Here is a 14,637-nt window from a genome sequence, read left to right as displayed (position 1 = left end):
GCATTCACGCATTCACGGAACACCGTACCCGCCTTCTCCATCAGCCGTCACCGTCAGACCGTCACCTTCGACGCCCGCGTCAGCTTGGCGAAGCGCACGCCCTTGAGGCCGCCGATCTCGATGGCGATGCGCTCGATCTCCGGCGGCTGGCCCTGGATGATGATGGTCTCCAGGCAGTTGTGATGGTCCATGTGCACGTGGGTGGTGCAGAGCACGTGCACCTGGTCGCTGTGCTGGATGTCGATCATGCGCTGGGTCAGCTCGCGCTGGTGGTGGTCGTAGATGATGGTCAGCACCCCCACCACCTCCTCCGCCCCCTGGGCCCACACATCCTCCACGATGCGCTCGCGGATGAAATCGCGCACGAACTCCGAGCGCGAGGCGTAGCCGCGGCCGATGACCCGCTCGTCGAGGGCGTCCAGCAGGGAGCGGGGCAGGGAGACCGTGAAGCGGATGATCTCCTCCTTCTCGACCGCCTTTTCCGCCGCGGTCCGGCGAGTGGTATCGTGCATGGTTTCCCTCCCCCTGGTGGCCGCCCCACTTTCCCCCGCACCCATCGCAGAGTCAACCGCGGCATCGGCCGATCCGGATCACTCCAACAAATTTCCTCATACGCTGGTATTACTCGCTGATTTTTTGTAATACTCATCTCGCTGGCTGCAAGGAGAAAGGAATGTCCACCAAGCCCCGCGGATGCCGTCACCGCACCCTGCCTGTCCTGCTGATCCTCAGCGCCCTGGCGCCGCTGCCGGCGGCCGCCCATTTCCAGACCCTGATCCCGTCCACGGACATGGTCAGTCCGGAAACCGGGACGGAAATCGGCATCGACCTGCGCTTCACCCATCCCATGGCCAACGGCCCGGTGATGGAGATGGGGGTGCCGACCCGCTTCGGCGTCCTGGCCGGCGGCGAACACCGGGATCTGAAGGCGAGCCTCCAGCCGGTCACCGTGGAGGGCCGGACCACCTACCAGACCCGCTACCGGTTCAAGGCGCCCGCCGACCATGTCTTCTACATCGAGCCGGCTCCCTACTGGGAGCCCGCCGAGGGCAAGATGATTGTCCATTACACCAAGGTGGTGGTGGACGCCTTCGAAGCCGAAGAGGGGTGGGACGCGCTGGTGGGCTTCCCGGTGGAGATCGAGCCCCTGGTGCGCCCCTACGGCCTGTGGACCGGCAACAGCTTCCGCGGCATCGTCCGCCGCGACGGCGAGCCGGTGCCCTTCGCGGAAGTGGAGGTGGAGTACCTCAACAGCGACGGCGCGGTCGCCGTGCCCGCCGGCCCCTTCGCCACCCAGGTCATCAAGGCCGATGGCAACGGCGTATTCAGCTACACCATGCCGCGGGCCGGCTGGTGGGGCTTCGCCGCGCTGGTGGAGGGCGCCACGCCCATGACCGCGCCCACCGGCGAATCCGTCCCGGTGGAACTGGGCGGGCTCATCTGGGTCCGCACCGTGGATATGGAGTGATCCCATGCACCTCGTCGACGGCGCCCTCACCACCCCGGTCATCGTCACCGCCACCGTGCTGGCCGCCGGCGGCGTGGCGCTGGGCCTGAAGCGGCTGGAGCCCGAGCGGCTGCCCCAGGCCGCCCTGCTCAGCGCGGCCTTCTTCGTGGCCTCCCTCATCCACGTCCCGGTCGGGCCGGCCAGCGTCCACCTGGTGCTCTCGGGCCTGATGGGGGTGCTGCTGGGCTGGACGGCGTTTCCCGTCATCCTGGTGGCGCTGCTGCTGCAGGCGGTCTTCTTCGGCTACGGCGGCATCACCGTGCTCGGCGTCAACACCCTCAACATGGCCCTGCCCGCGGTGCTCTGCGGCTTCCTCTTCCGGCCCCTGCTGGCGCGGGCCGGCGCCCGCCCCGCCGCGCTGCTGGGGGCGCTGGCCGGGGCCCTCGCCATCGCCCTCGACGCGGCCCTCACCGGCCTGTCCCTCTCCCTCAGTGGACGCGAATACGTGGTGGCCGCCCAGCTCATCATGACCGCCCACATCCCGGTGATGGTGGTGGAGGCGCTGCTCACGGCCGCCGCCGTCGGGCTGGTCCACCGGGTCAGGCCGGAGCTGCTGACCGCGCCGCGCCTCAACACCGGGGAACTGGGCGCATGAGGCCGGGAGCGGCGCTGCTGCGCGGCGTGCTGGCGCTGCTTCTCGCCGCCCTCCCCCTGCAGGCGGCGCTGGCCCACAAGATCAAGGTCTTCGCCACCGCCGAGGGCCGCACCATCGAGGGCTATGTCTATTTCCCGGGCGGCGGCCGCGGCCGGAACCTGCAGGTCCTGTTCCTCGGCCCCGACGGGGCCCGCCTCGGCGAGACGGCCACGGACGCCGACGGACGCTTCCGCTACGAGGCCGCCAGCGCCGTGGATCACCGGGTGGTGGTGGACAGCGGCGACGGCCACCGGGGTGAATACGTGGTCAGCGCCGCGGAGCTGGGCGGCGCTCCGCCCGCCGGCGCCGGGGCCGCCCCCGCCACGGCCGCTGCCAGGAACGCCCCGGAGGCCCCGGCCGGCACCGCCGACGCGGCCCTGGAGCAGCTCGTGGACCGCGCCGTGGCGCGCCATGTCCGCCCGCTGCGCGAGCAGCTCGAGGCCTACGAGGAGAAGGTCCGCCTCCACGACGTGCTCGGCGGCCTGGGCTGGATCCTCGGCCTGTTCGGGCTCGCCGCATGGCTCCACGCCCGCCGCTGATTGAATTCGGGGACAGTTTACTTATTACCCGCATGAATCCGTCCAAACGGCACTCCGCATTGCCGGGAAATAAGTAAACTGTCCCCGAATTGACACGGAGGCGAAATGACCACCGGCACACAGGACACGCGCAACGCCTCCTGGCGCCTCGACCACAGCGCGGCCGGCGACAGCTTCGTGCACCGGCGCGATCCGCGCCTGCGCATCCTGCTCGGCGTGGGCTTCGCCCTGGTGGTGGTCTCCCTCCACCGCCTGCCGCTGCTCCTGCTCGGCCTGGGGCTGGCCCTGGGGCTGGCGCTGGCGGCGCGGCTGCCCCCCGCCACGACGCTGAAGCGCATCCTGGCCATGGATGCGCTGATGGTCCTGGTGCTGCTCCTGCTGCCCTTCACCCTCCCCGGGGAGACGCTGTTCACCCTCGGCGGCCTGGAGGCGAGCCGCGAGGGGCTGCTGCGGGCGGTGACGATCGCTCTCAAGGCCAATGCCGTGGTCATCGCGCTGCTGGCCCTGGTGGGCACCCTGGAGGCGCCGGCGCTGGGCCATGCCCTGGACCACCTGCGCGTCCCCCAGCGGCTCATCCAGCTGCTGCTGTTCACCGTGCGCTACCTGGAGGTGCTCCACCGGGAATACCTGCGCCTGCGGCTGGCCATGCAGGCCCGCGCCTTCCGGCTGCGCAGCGACCTGCACACCTGGCGCAGCGTGGGCTACCTGTTCGGCATGCTGCTGGTGCGCAGCCTGGACCGTTCCGACCGGGTGCTGGCGGCGATGAAGTGCCGGGGCTTCGACGGCCGCTTCCACCGGCTCCACCATCCCCGCGCGGGCGCCGCGGACTGGATTGCCGGGGCTCTCGGCACCCTGCTGCTGGCCCTGCTGCTGACCCTGGAGCACAGCCTGTGAGCGAACCACTGTTCCAGCTGGAAGGAATCCACCTGCAGCGCGGCGGGCGGCCGGTGCTGGAGGGCATAGACCTGACCCTGGCGGCCGGGGAGCGACTGGCACTGACCGGCCCCAACGGCGCCGGCAAGACCACCCTGCTGCAGCTCATGGTGGGGCTGCTGAAACCGGCGGCGGGCACGCTCCGCGCCTTCGGCCGGGAACGGCGCACCGAGGCCGACTTCCGCGAGGTGCGCACCCGGGCCGGGCTCCTGTTCCAGGACCCGGACGACCAGCTGTTCTGTCCCACCGTGGCCGAGGACGTGGCCTTCGGCCCCCTCAACCTCGGCCGCAGCCATGCCGAGGCCCATGCCATCGTCGAACGCACCCTGGCGGCACTCGATCTCGCCCGCCTCGCCGATCGGGTCACCTACCACCTCTCCGGGGGCGAGAAACGGCTGGTCTCCCTCGCCGCGGTGCTGGCCATGGAGCCCGAGGCCCTGCTGCTGGACGAACCCACCAACGGCCTTGACGAGGTGGCCCAGGGACGGCTGCTGGAGGTCCTCGAGGGCCTGCCCCAGGCACTGCTGGTCTGCTCCCACGACCACGCCTTCCTCGACGCGCTATGCACCCGCCGCTGCCGCCTGGCGCGGGGCCTGCTTGAACATCCGAATGGACAGGATTGACAGGATTTTTCAGGATTCACAGGATTTTCGTTCGTGGTTTACGGCTGCCTGCCGACGCTTTCGCCCCACGACCGGTCCGCGCTCACTCCGGCCACACAAGCCCCACAACAACAATCTGCGCAATCTGCGTAATCTGCGGATAAACCGTCCTTTGCCTTTATCCTGTAAATCCTGTAAATCCTGTCTATTTCAATAACAACCAACCGGGGCTGTCCGACCGGCGGAGGAGCATGTCATGGCCGAACCCATCCTGATCGGCGGTGCCGACCGGCACATTCACCTGCTGCCGCGCATGGCGAACCGCCACGGCCTCATCACCGGGGCCACCGGCACCGGCAAGACCGTCACCCTGCAGGTGCTGGCGGAGCAGTTCAGCCGCCTCGGCGTGCCGGTGTTCCTGGCCGACGTGAAGGGCGATCTCGCCGGCATCAGCCAGCCCGGCCGGCCCCACCCGAAGGTGGATGAGCGGGTGCAGCGCCTCGGGCTCAACGACTTCACCTTCGAGGGGGTCCCGGTCACCTTCTGGGATGTCCACGGCGAACAGGGCCATCCCGCGCGCACCACCATCTCCGAGATGGGCCCGCTGCTGCTTGCGCGGCTGCTGAACGTCAACGACACCCAGCGCGGCGTGCTCGACCTGGTGTTCCGGGTGGCCGACGACAACGGCTGGCTGCTGCTGGACCTGAAGGATCTCCGCGCCATGCTGCAGTTCGTGGCCGACAATGCCGCGGAGTTCCGCACGCTCTACGGCAACGTCTCCGCCGCCAGCGTGGGCGCCATCCAGCGCCGCCTCATCGGCCTGGAGGACCAGGGCGGCGATCGCCTGTTCGGCGAGCCCGCGCTGAACCTCGACGACCTGATGCAGACCGACGACCGGGGCCGCGGGCTGGTCAACATCCTCGCCGCCGAGAAGCTGATGAGCACCCCCCAGCTCTACGGCAGCTTCCTGCTCTGGCTCATGGCCGAGCTGTTCGAGCGCCTGCCCGAGGTGGGCGACCCGGAGCAGCCCCGGCTGGTGCTGTTCTTCGACGAGGCCCACCTGCTGTTCGACGACGCCCCCGAGGTGCTGCTGGACAAGATCGAGCAGGTGGTGCGCCTCATCCGCTCCAAGGGCGTGGGCGTCTACTTCGTCACCCAGAATCCCCTGGACGTGCCGGACGCCGTCCTCGGCCAGCTCGGCAACCGGGTGCAGCACGCCCTGCGCGCCTACACCCCCCGCGACCAGAAGGCGGTCAAGGCCGCCGCCCAGACCTTCCGCAGCAACCCCGCGCTCGATACCGAGCGGGTCATCACCGAGCTCGGCGTGGGCGAGGCGCTGGTCTCCACCCTGGACGAGAAGGGCCGCCCCGGCATCGTGGAGCGGGTGCTCGTGGCCCCGCCCCACAGCCGGATCGGGCCCATCGACCCGGCGCAGCGTCGCGCCCTCATGAACGACTCCCTGGTCCGCGGCGTCTACGACACCCCGGTGGACCGCGAGTCGGCCTACGAGATCCTCAAGGCCCGGGCCGAGGAGACCGCCGTGGCCGCCGGGCGCCGGCAGGCCGGGGCCGAACCGGGCCGCGCCCGCGAAAAGGCGGCGCAGGCCCCCGCCCGCGGGCGCAGCCGCCAGAGCGTCACCGAGGCCTTCATCAAGTCCGCCGCCCGCAGCATCGGCAGCTCCCTGGGCCGCCAGCTCCTGCGCGGCGTCCTCGGCTCGCTGCTGGGCGGAAAACGATAGGGTCAGTTTTTCAATAGACAGGATTCACAGGATAAGGACCTGTTTAACCGCAGATTACGCTGATTACGCTGATTGTTGAAAACCAGAATCGTCTTGGTATCGGGCAGTTGGTTGTACGGTGCGTAATCTGCGCAATCTGCGTAATCTGCGGATAACAGGTTTTTCTATTCATCCTGTCAATCCTGTAAATCCTGTCTATTTTTGAAAAATGACCCATCTCGCGCTGCTTGCCCTGGCCTGGCTGTTCTATTTTATCGTCCACACGCTGCTGGCCTCGCTGGGGGCGAAGCGGTGGGTGGCGGCGCGCCGGCCGGGCTGGATGCCGGCCTACCGGCTGCTGTTCAACCTGCAGGCGGCGATCCTGCTGCTGCCGCCGCTGTGGCTCACCTACAGCTACGAGGGGGCGATGCTGTGGGCGTGGCGGGGGGCGTGGTTCTGGGTGGCCAACGGCCTGGCGGCGCTGGCGGCGGCGGGCTTCCTCTGGTCGCTGCGCTGGTACGACGGGCAGGAGTTCCTGGGGCTGCGCCAGTGGCGGGCGCGGGAGACGTCGGTGGAGGACCAGGAGCGGCTGCATCTCTCGCCCCTGCACCGCTGGGTCCGCCACCCCTGGTATTTTCTCGGGCTGATCATCCTCTGGACCCGGGACATGAACGCCGCCTGGCTTCTGACCGCGGCGTTCGCCAGCGCCTATCTCTGGATCGGCTCCCGGTTCGAGGAGCGCAAGCTCCTCCTCTACCACGGCGAGGCCTACCGCCGCTACCGGGAACGGGTGCCGGGACTCATCCCCCTGCCCTGGCGTCACCTGGACGCCGGGGAGGCGGCGCAGCTGGCGCGCGCGGCGGCCCGGCGGAACGACACGGGGCAGGAAAATACGGATTGAGGTCAAAGCCCGAGGGGCGGGCTGCGGCGCATCCGGGTGTGGATGAGAAGATAGCCGGAGTGCTCCGCCGCCCAGTCGCGAACCGCGGCGATGGCCGCTTCGGAGGACTCCGCCTCGCCGCACTCCGCCACGCCGGTCATGTTGTCGCGGCTGATCTCCCAGCGCCACACCTGCTTGTCGCGGTAGTGGTGCCAGATGAGGGGCCAGAGAGGCTTGTCGAGTACGCTGCGGGTGAGCTTGTCACCGGGTGCCAGAACGATACTCGCATGACCGGGGTGCATGTTTTACAGACCTCGTCAGCCGGTAGACCCTTACGTTGGTGATGGCCACCATGGATTTCAGCAACTGGTGTACTGCTTCACTAGGTTACAGGAGTCGGAATACCAGCGCAGGAAAAAGTGCCCATGCCCGGCAGGCGCATCATATCGAATAGCCGGGAAACAGCCGCTGTCAGTCCTCCCAGGCTCTCCGGGGTCACGGGACACGGATACCACGCTCCCGCGGAACGGCATGCGCCGGCGCCCCTCAGGGCACCCTTCCTGCGTTGTCGAGCCGTGCCGAAACCGCCGGGTCCAGGTTGCTCGCCGCGGTGAAGTCCGTGGCCTCGAAAACGGCGTTGGGGAACCGGCTGCCCTCCAGGTCCGCACCCTTGAAGCGGGTGAATCCGAGGTAGGCGCCGGAGAAGTTCGCATCCCGGATCACCGCGTCGCTGAGATCGGCCTCGTCCAGCATCGCCCCGGTCAGATCGGCATTGCGGACATCGACGCCGATCAGCCGCGCCCCGATCATCACCGTGCGCAGGAGGTAGACGTCGCGGAAGACGCTGCCGGAGAGATCCGTCGCCTCCAGGTTGCTGTCCTTCATGTGCGCCCCCTCGAAGCGGGCATTGCGGACCCTGGCCGCGTTCATCTTCACGCCGAACATGAAGGTCCTGCTGAACCGCGCCTCGTCCAGGACGGCGTGATCGAGGGTGGTGTGAAACAGGTTCGCCCCGCTCAGGTCGGCGCCGTTGAGCCGGCAGCCGCCGAGGTTGGTCCAGCGCAGATCGCTCTTGCGCAGGCTCGCCCCGTCCAGGTTGCAGCCCGGCATCACGGCATTCTGGAAATTGACGCCATCGAGAACCGCGCCCCTCAGGTCGGTCGCGGACAGATTGCGTCCGGCGAAGGAGCAGTGGGTCAGGTCGGTCCGGGGTGCGGGCGCGTCACAGTCTCCCCGGGGAAGGGCAGTGGCGGTGGCGACGACGGGCAGCAGGAGCAGCAGTGCGGCGAGCGCGGGTGAGCGACGGGACAATGGCCTTCTCCGGTGGCGGATTCACTGGCGGGCAAGGTTGTGCCAGGCGTCCGCCCGGGTCATTGACGATCGTCAATCGGCGTTGCCGCAGCCCGCGCGGGCTTCATTCCCCCAGGATCGCCTCGATGCGGGGCTTCTGCTCCGCGAAGGTGCCGTAGAGGCACGACTCGCCGATCACGGTCACCGGCGCCACCCGCACCCCGCAACGGGCCTTCGCCTCGTCGGCGATGCCGGGGCGGGAGAGGTCCTTCTCCGCATAGGGCCGGCCGCGTTCGTCGAGCCACCGCTTGAGGGCGGCGCAGTCGGGACAGCCGGGACTGGTGTAGATCAGGATTTCACTGGCCATGGCGTCTCCCCCGGCCGCCGCTCCCGTCCGGGGAACGGCGGCGTGACCAGGCTATTGCGCCTCGGCGCCGTAGCCCTCCTCCTTGATGGCCGCCACCATGGACGCCACGTCCGCGGTGCCGGTGACCACCGCCCGCCCCTCCTCCAGGCTCACCTCGGCCGCCTCCACGCCGGGCACCTGCTGCAGGGCCTTCTTCACCGCGCCCACGCAGTGCATGCAGGTCATGCCGGTCACCTTCAGTTTCGTTTCCATCGCTATTGCCTCCAGTGGCTGATTGTTCGCACAAGGCGATTTCAATGGGCGGCCTGGCCCGCGCCGAGGTCCGCCGTTTCATGCTTCTCCGCCGCGTCATCCGGCGCACCACCGAGCCGGGTGGCGCGCAGGCGTCGCAGGCGCAGACTGTTGGTCACCACGAACACGCTCGAGAGCCCCATGGCCAGGCCCGCGACCATGGGATTCAGGTGCAGTCCGAAGGCCGGGTAGAAGATCCCCGTGGCGACCGGAATCAGCAGGATGTTGTAGATGAAGGCCCAGAACAGGTTGCCGCGGATGGTGGCGAGGGTGCGCCGGGCCACGTGCAGCGCGGTGACCACCCCGCTCAGGTCGCCGCGGGTCAGGGTCACGTCCGCCGCCTCGATGGCGATGTCGGTGCCGGACCCCACGGCGATGCCCACCTCCGCCTGGGCCAGCGCCGGGGCGTCGTTGATGCCGTCGCCCACGAAGGCGACCCGGCGGCCCGCGGCCTGCAGCTTCCGCACGGCCTCGGCCTTGCCGTCAGGCAGGATCTCGGCCTGGACCTCGTCGATCCCGGCCTCGCGGGCGATGGCCGCGGCGGTGCGGCGGGTGTCCCCGGTGATCATGACCACCCGCAGTCCCTGGCCCTTGAGCGCGGCCACCACCGCCGCCGACTCGGCCTTGAGGGGATCGGCCACCGCCAGCACCGCCAGCGCCGCCCCGTCCACGGCGAGGAAGACGGGCGTCCTGCCGTCGCCGGCGAAGGCCTCGGCCCGCCCGGCGAGCGCGCCCGGGTCAATACCTTCGCGCGCCATGAAGCGTGCGGCGCCGAACAGGACCTCCCGCCCCTCCAGCCGGGCCTTCACGCCGTAGCCGGGGATGGCCTGGAAGGCCTCCACCGCCGCCGGCGCGAGTCCCCGCTCCCGGGCCGCCTCGACGATGGCCGCCGCCAGCGGGTGCTCGCTCCCCGCCTCCACCGCCGCGGCCAGGCGCAGCGCCGCGTCGGCGTCGCCATCCACCGCCTCCAGGTCGGTGAGGCGCGGCCGCCCCTCGGTGAGGGTGCCGGTCTTGTCGAACACCACCGTGTCCACGTGGGAGAGGATCTCCAGCGCCTCGCCCTTGCGGTAGAGCACGCCCAGCTCGGCGGCCCGGCCGCTGCCCACCATGATGGCCGCGGGGGTGGCGAGCCCCATGGCGCAGGGGCAGGCCACCACCAGCACCGCCACGGCGCTCACCAGCGCCAGGGTGATGGCCGGATCCGGCCCGAGGGCGAGCCAGGCCAGGAACGTGACCGTGGCGATGGCGATGACCACGGGCGTGAACACCCGCACCACCCGGTCGGCCAGCCCCTGGATGGGCAGCTTGGAGCCCTGGGCCCGCTCCACCAGGCGGATGATCCGGGCCAGCACCGTCTCCCTGCCCACCTGGGTGGCCTCCACCCGCAGCAGGCCGTGCTGGTTCACCGTGCCGCCCACCACCTTGTCGCCCGGGCGCTTGGCCACCGGCACCGGCTCGCCGGTGAGCATCGACTCGTCCACGTAGCTCTCGCCCTCGCGCACTTCGCCGTCCACCGGCACCCGCTCGCCGGGACGCACGACCACCGTGTCGCCCGCGCGGACCCGCGCCACCGGCACCTCCTCCTCGGCGCCGTCGCGGACCACCCGGGCGGTCTTGGCCTGCAGTCCCAGCAGCTTCCTGATGGCGGCCGAGGTGCGGCCCTTGGCCAGCTCCTCCAGGTACTTGCCCATCAGGATGACGGTGAGCACCACCGCCGCGGACTCGAAGTAGATGTTGCGGGCCTCGGGCGGAAACAGGCCGGGCAGGAGCAGCACCGCCATGCTGTAGAGCCACGCGGCGCCGGTGCCGGTCATCACCAGGCTGTTCATGTCCGGCGACAGGTGGCGGTAGGCGATCCAGCCCGGCCGGAAGAAGCGCCGCCCCGGGCCGAGGATCACCGCCGTGGTCAGGACCGCCTGGGTCCAGTCCCACACGCCCTGGGGCGCGAGCCCGGTCAGGGCGTGGTGGAAGGCCGGCACGAAGTGGGTGCCCATGGCGAGGATGAACACCGGCAGCGACAGGGCCACCGCCACCCACAGGTCGCGCCACATGGCCCGCCGGCTCGCCTCGCGCGCGGCCGCCTCGCGATCCTCGGCCGCCTCGTCCCCATCCAGGGGGCGGGGCTCGTAGCCGGTCTCCTCGATGGTGCGGGCGATGTCGTCCGGGCCGATCATCGCCGGTATGAAGCGCACCGTGGCCCGCTCGGTAGCCAGGTTCACGCCGGCCTCCACGACCCCGGGCAGCCTGTTCAGGGCCCGTTCCACCCGCGCCGAGCAGTTGGCGCAGGTCATGCCGCCGACACCGATCTCCAGCTCGTCGGTCACCGGCGTGTAGCCCACCTCGCGCACCGCCGCGACGATGGCGTCCACCTTCAGGACCGACTCGTCGAAGCGCACGCTGGCCCGCTCGGTGGCCAGGTTCACGCCGGCCTCGGCCACCCCCTCCAGCTTGCCCAGGGCCCGCTCCACCCGCGCCGAGCAGGAAGCGCAGGTCATGCCGTCCACACCGATTTCAATCTGCTTCATGGGCTGGCCCTCCGGGACGCCTTCACACCGGGCTCGCCGTCGTTGAGTGCGGCCAGGATGGGACACTCGGCGGTGGTGCCGGCATGTCCCGGACAGGTGACCTCCAGCGCCTGCAGCGCCGATCGCATCCGCTCCAGGTCGTGGATGCGGTTCTCGATGTCGTCGATCTTCGCCTGGGTGAGGCGCTTGACCTCCGCGGCGCTCTCCGCCGGCCGCTCGCTCAGGGCCAGCAGCTCCGCGATCTCGTCCAGGGAGAAGCCGAGCGCCTGGGCGCGGCGGATGAAGCGCAGCCGGCGCAGTGCGTCCGGCGCGAAGAGACGGTAGCCGGCGGCCGTGCGGCTCTCGGGCTCGATGAGGCCGCGGCGCTCGTAGTAGCGCAGCGTCTCCACGCCCAGCCCGGTCTGTTTCGCCAGCCTGCCGATGGTGAGGTTGTCCATGTCGGTTCCCCGGGCCCGCGGCAGGTCGGCTGCCGACGGGCGGATGGATTCGTGAGGTACGGCAAAAGCATAAACCCTGTAGTCGACTACAGAGTCAAGCCCCCCGTCGGCACGGGCTCGTTTAGGAAAAACTTAGGGAATTGATAGGTGCATGCAAGGGACGCCGGGGCGAACGGTGCCTAGGCTGGAAGCGTGTGGGGACGGATATCCCTTTCGGTCCGGCCCCGGAACACTTGACCCGACGGCAACCACGAGAATGAGGTGACCAGCATGAAGACTTTCATCATTCGCCGCCGCAATGCCTGGAAGACCCCACAGGAGCTCGAGAATACCGCGGGCCTCGCCACCCGGGTCGGCAACGAGGAGATGCCGGACGAGGTGCGCTGGATCCGCACCTACGTGCTGGAAGAGGCCGACGGCACGCTGGGAGCGCTCTGCATCTACCAGGCCGTGAACGAGGAGGCCCTCCGGGAGCATGCCCGCCGTGCGGAAATGCCGGCCGACGAGATCACGCCGGTGGCCAGCACGGTGGTGATCCGCGAGGACTCCGGGCGGGAGATCAGGGCGGCCTGAGTGCGAAGGGGGGGCGGGAGACCGCCCCCCCCTGGACACTGCCCGTTCGGCCGGCGCCGCGATGGACGGCGGTCAGCCCCCGGCGTCACGCCGCCGCGGGCGTGCGGGCGATGGCGGTCTCCAGCAGCCCGATGAAGTCCTGCTCGTCGCGCACCTGCGCCAGCTCCTCGGAGGTGACGGTGTAGCCGTACTCGGCGGCGATGGCCTCGTAGCGGGGCACCCGGGAGCGGAACAGGCGCGGGAAGACCCAGCGGATGAAGTCGTCGGGCTCGATCCGGGCCACCGAATCCAGCTCCCGCTCCGCCAGGTAGACGCCGATGGCCTCCTCGATGAAGGCGGGCCGGAAGTAGAGGGGCTTGGGATCGGCCTCGGCGCGGCGGAACAGCTCCGCCTCGTCGCGGGGGGTGACGCGGATGTAGAGGAACAGGGTGTGCTCGGCCAGCAGATCCAGGATGCCCGGCTCGTCCAGCTCGCACAGGCTGCCGCCCACGTCGTTGACGAAGTGGGGGTAGCCGTAGATGTCGTGGGCCTTGCGGATGAACTCGGGCACGTCGCGCATGGCGTCCACCTCCGCCTGGCGGTAGAGGGCCTGGCGGCGGGCGAACTCCGCCAGCGGCAGGCCGCCGCGCGCCGGGTCGCCCGGCTTGCCCACGAAGCTGAGCACGGAGCCGAGGTTGTCCACGGTGATGTTGTTGCGGATGTAGATGTAGTCGTTGCGAAGCAGGTCGCGCAGGAACGGCACCTGCATGGCCTGCTGCTTGATGACGTCCAGGATCGGCTCGTCCAGGTAGCGGGTGCCGATGCGGTAGTCGCCCGAATAGTGGAACCAGTCGTGGCGCCGCAGCAGGGACGAGAGGCGGGTCTTGCCCACCCCGGACATGCCCAGCAGGGTCACGCTGCGGTTGCGCCAGGCGCGGAACTCTTCGACGGTCAGCTTCACACACTCTCCCCCGGGGATTCGGATGGTCCGATTATAGGGAATCAGGCACCCGCGCGCGCCTGCCGCCGCTGGGCCGGCAGGCAGAGCAGCAGGTAGACCGTCACGGCGAGCAGCCCGCACAGGCCCATCGCCACCTGCATGGGCGCGGCGGTGCCGTCGTGCACCAGGCTGACCACGGTGCCGATGAGCGCCCCCAGGCCGAAGCGCAGGGTTCCCGCGAACGCCGAGGCGGTCCCCGCCAGCTGCGGGAAATAGGCCATGAACCCGGCCAGCGAGTTGCCCAGCACCAGGCCGTTGGTGCCGATGAACAGCATCGAGGCGCCGGCCACCACCCACAGGGGCGGCTCCCCGCCCAGCGCCAGCCCGAGCAGCAGCAGCGCGGCCGTCGCCTGCACGCCGAGACCGATCCGCAGCAGCCGCTCGGCCCCGAGGCGGCGCACGATGCGGGTGTTGACGAAGCCCGCCAGGACGGCCGCCAGGATGTGCAGGGAGAAGAGGAAACCGTAGTAGCGCGCCGGGACGTGGTAGAGCTCCATGTAGACGTAGGGCGAGGAGACGATGAAGGTCATCATGCCCGCGAAGGCCAGCCCCCCGGTCAGCATGTAGCCCAGCCCCGCGGCGTGGGTCAGCAGGCGCAGGTAGTTGCGGCTGATCTGCCCCAGGTCGAAGCGCTGGCGCCGGGCGGCGGCCAGCGTCTCCGGGACCCGTGCCTGGAACAGGACGGCGGCCGCGGTGGTGATGGCCGCCAGGGCCACGAACACCCAGCGCCAGTGGGCGGTGGCGACGATGGCGCTGCCGAGCATCGGCGCCACCAGCGGCGCCATGGCCATCACAATCATCACCAGCCCCATGACCCGGGCATACTCGTCCTTGTCGAACAGGTCCCGCACCAGGGCCGGCACCGTGACCGCCACCGCCGCGCCGCCCGCGGCCTGGACCGCGCGCGCCGCCAGCATCCACTCCATGGAGGGCACGGCCACGCAGGCCAGGCTGGCGAGGAAGAAGACCGCCAGCCCGCCCTGGATGGTCCGGCGCCGCCCCAGCACGTCCGAGACCGGCCCCAGGAACAGCTGGCCCACGGCGAACACTCCCAGGTACACGGTCAGGCTGAGCTGGGCCATCTCCACCGAGGCGCCCAGGTCCCGGGCGATGGTGGGGATGCTGGGCAGGTAGAGATCGATGGCGAAGGGGGTCAGGCCCGCCAGCAGGCCCAGGGTGAAGAGGACGGAGGGAGTGATTGCCATGGCAACTCTTTGGGGGTGCGTCCGGCGCAGGGGACCGGTAACGGAACAAGGCTGAAATGCCCCGGCCCGGAACGACGGCTGGGGCGGGACGGGGTTCGGGAACGGTTACAGCGTACCAGAAAGACCCGCCCGCGCGCTGCCGGTTCAACCGGGCGGCG

General features: G+C 70.0%; 17 protein-coding genes. 8 read left to right on the top strand and 9 right to left on the bottom strand.

Translation table 11 applies throughout. The features are described from left to right. Nucleotides 1–53: 53 nt before the first annotated feature. A complete protein-coding gene (gene nikR / locus DFQ59_RS15460; protein WP_114280624.1) occupies nucleotides 54–512 on the bottom strand; it encodes a nickel-responsive transcriptional regulator NikR in 459 nt (152 codons plus the stop codon). Between the two features lie 161 nt (nucleotides 513–673). Here nikR and DFQ59_RS15455 point away from each other — a divergent pair, with 161 nt between their 5' ends. The 7 genes from DFQ59_RS15455 (at nucleotide 674) to DFQ59_RS15425 (ending at nucleotide 6,833) form a co-directional block, all read left to right on the top strand. Beyond that, on the top strand, nucleotides 674–1,468 hold the full coding sequence (locus tag DFQ59_RS15455; protein WP_114280623.1) for a DUF4198 domain-containing protein: 795 nt from the start codon (nucleotides 674–676) through the stop codon (nucleotides 1,466–1,468). A 4-nt stretch (nucleotides 1,469–1,472) separates the two neighbouring features. Continuing rightward, entirely contained in the window at nucleotides 1,473–2,102 is a 630-nt protein-coding gene (cbiM, locus tag DFQ59_RS15450) for a cobalt transporter CbiM (RefSeq protein WP_114280622.1), read from the top strand. After that, on the top strand, nucleotides 2,099–2,680 hold the full coding sequence (locus tag DFQ59_RS15445; protein ID WP_114280621.1) for a hypothetical protein: 582 nt from the start codon (nucleotides 2,099–2,101) through the stop codon (nucleotides 2,678–2,680). The genes cbiM and DFQ59_RS15445 overlap by 4 nt, the downstream gene beginning before the upstream one ends. A 105-nt stretch (nucleotides 2,681–2,785) precedes the next feature. Continuing rightward, entirely contained in the window at nucleotides 2,786–3,574 is a 789-nt protein-coding gene (gene cbiQ, locus DFQ59_RS15440) for a cobalt ECF transporter T component CbiQ (RefSeq protein WP_114280620.1), read from the top strand. Continuing rightward, entirely contained in the window at nucleotides 3,571–4,236 is a 666-nt protein-coding gene (locus DFQ59_RS15435; RefSeq protein WP_114280619.1) for an energy-coupling factor ABC transporter ATP-binding protein, read from the top strand. The genes cbiQ and DFQ59_RS15435 overlap by 4 nt, the downstream gene beginning before the upstream one ends. A gap of 235 nt (nucleotides 4,237–4,471) precedes the next feature. Beyond that, complete coding sequence (locus DFQ59_RS15430; RefSeq protein ID WP_114280618.1) at nucleotides 4,472–5,953, top strand: helicase HerA-like C-terminal domain-containing protein; 1,482 nt, start codon at nucleotides 4,472–4,474, stop codon at nucleotides 5,951–5,953. Between the two features lie 208 nt (nucleotides 5,954–6,161). Continuing rightward, the gene (locus DFQ59_RS15425) at nucleotides 6,162–6,833 is read left to right on the top strand and encodes a methyltransferase family protein (RefSeq protein WP_114280617.1); all 672 of its coding nucleotides are present in this window, start codon (nucleotides 6,162–6,164) and stop codon (nucleotides 6,831–6,833) included. 2 nt (nucleotides 6,834–6,835) lie between these two features. Here the strand turns inward: DFQ59_RS15425 and DFQ59_RS15420 are convergent, their stop codons facing one another. From DFQ59_RS15420 to DFQ59_RS15395, 6 genes are all read right to left on the bottom strand, one after another. Continuing rightward, entirely contained in the window at nucleotides 6,836–7,114 is a 279-nt protein-coding gene (locus tag DFQ59_RS15420; RefSeq protein ID WP_114280616.1) for a hypothetical protein, read from the bottom strand. A gap of 244 nt (nucleotides 7,115–7,358) precedes the next feature. Further along, on the bottom strand, nucleotides 7,359–8,123 hold the full coding sequence (locus DFQ59_RS15415; protein WP_114280615.1) for a pentapeptide repeat-containing protein: 765 nt from the start codon (nucleotides 8,121–8,123) through the stop codon (nucleotides 7,359–7,361). A 103-nt stretch (nucleotides 8,124–8,226) separates the two neighbouring features. Beyond that, a complete protein-coding gene (locus DFQ59_RS15410; RefSeq protein ID WP_114280614.1) occupies nucleotides 8,227–8,469 on the bottom strand; it encodes a glutaredoxin family protein in 243 nt (80 codons plus the stop codon). A gap of 51 nt (nucleotides 8,470–8,520) precedes the next feature. After that, complete coding sequence (locus tag DFQ59_RS15405) at nucleotides 8,521–8,721, bottom strand: CopZ family metallochaperone (protein ID WP_114280613.1); 201 nt, start codon at nucleotides 8,719–8,721, stop codon at nucleotides 8,521–8,523. A gap of 41 nt (nucleotides 8,722–8,762) precedes the next feature. After that, nucleotides 8,763–11,285: a heavy metal translocating P-type ATPase gene (locus tag DFQ59_RS15400; RefSeq protein ID WP_114280612.1), complete on the bottom strand. Its 2,523-nt coding sequence runs from the start codon at nucleotides 11,283–11,285 to the stop codon at nucleotides 8,763–8,765. Beyond that, on the bottom strand, nucleotides 11,282–11,722 hold the full coding sequence (locus DFQ59_RS15395) for a heavy metal-responsive transcriptional regulator (RefSeq protein WP_114280611.1): 441 nt from the start codon (nucleotides 11,720–11,722) through the stop codon (nucleotides 11,282–11,284). Before DFQ59_RS15395 ends, DFQ59_RS15400 begins: the two co-directional genes overlap by 4 nt. Nucleotides 11,723–11,992: 270 nt before the next feature. On the opposite strand from DFQ59_RS15395, the gene DFQ59_RS15390 reads away from it, so the two are divergent. Then, entirely contained in the window at nucleotides 11,993–12,295 is a 303-nt protein-coding gene (locus DFQ59_RS15390) for a DUF4242 domain-containing protein (protein ID WP_114280610.1), read from the top strand. A gap of 85 nt (nucleotides 12,296–12,380) precedes the next feature. Here the strand turns inward: DFQ59_RS15390 and DFQ59_RS15385 are convergent, their stop codons facing one another. Next, nucleotides 12,381–13,235 (bottom strand): ATPase, encoded by an 855-nt coding sequence (locus DFQ59_RS15385; RefSeq protein ID WP_114280609.1) that lies wholly within the window; start codon nucleotides 13,233–13,235, stop codon nucleotides 12,381–12,383. A gap of 41 nt (nucleotides 13,236–13,276) precedes the next feature. Beyond that, on the bottom strand, nucleotides 13,277–14,479 hold the full coding sequence (locus tag DFQ59_RS15380; RefSeq protein ID WP_114280608.1) for a Bcr/CflA family multidrug efflux MFS transporter: 1,203 nt from the start codon (nucleotides 14,477–14,479) through the stop codon (nucleotides 13,277–13,279). Nucleotides 14,480–14,637: the final 158 nt, after the last annotated feature.

It is taken from the genome of Thioalbus denitrificans (assembly GCF_003337735.1).
Taxonomy (GTDB): domain Bacteria; phylum Pseudomonadota; class Gammaproteobacteria; order DSM-26407; family DSM-26407; genus Thioalbus; species Thioalbus denitrificans.
The sequence above is the reverse complement of the archived record's forward strand: the minus strand, read 5'-3'. Positions and strand labels throughout refer to the sequence as shown.